Raw genomic sequence first — 734 nt, 5'->3', positions numbered from 1 at the left:
CCGCTACCAAATCTGCAAGATCGTCCGCTTGATGGCAAAGCGCGTGATTGTTCCCGATGCCGTTCATTCCGACAATACCGATTTTCACTGCCATTCCCATTTCCCCATCCTCTCAGATCTTTCATTTCCTTGTAATCGCTTACTACAAGCTTTATTATAGTCGTGCTTTTCCACCAAATCATGGTCGATCTGGACATTAGCATCTTCGATTAGGACGGATTTGAAGGAAACGTGAAAAAGTCCACTGCAGTATCAATAGACGCAGTGGACTTTCCGTATGACATTAATTACTCTAACTAGCCAATAAATTCTTGAACCCATTCGCCTTGATATTGCGCGATCCCGATTTGTGTGTAGCTGGTGTTCATAATGTTAGCTCGATGACCTGGGCTGTTCATCCAGTCATTCATGACTTGGTCAGCACTAGTCTGGCCTTTAGCGATGTTCTCTCCTGCTGTTCTAAAGGAGATTCCGAATTTCTTCATCATGTCGAATGGAGAACCATACGTTGGAGAATTGTGATCGAAGTAGTTCAGATTGTACATATCTTGTGCCTTAGCCATGGCTACTTTGGACAAATTGTTGTCCAGTGTAAGAGCACTCAAGCCTGACTTGGCACGTTCTTGATTGACACGTTGCAAAATCTGCTGTTCAAACTGGGATGATGCTGCTGGTTGTTGTCCTGGCTGTTGTGTAGGCTGTTTAACAGGTTGTTGTGTGGGCTGCTGAACAGG

General features: G+C 44.7%; 1 protein-coding gene. It reads right to left on the bottom strand.

Annotated features, from left to right (window positions below):
• Positions 1–296: 296 nt before the first annotated feature.
• Positions 297–734: CAP domain-containing protein (locus tag AC1DWB_RS36630; protein ID WP_477545950.1), on the bottom strand; the 438-nt coding region annotated here is incomplete at its 5' end.

Source organism: Paenibacillus sp. P4_E11 (genome assembly GCF_056401635.1).
This window is presented reverse-complemented; position numbering and strand designations above follow the sequence as displayed.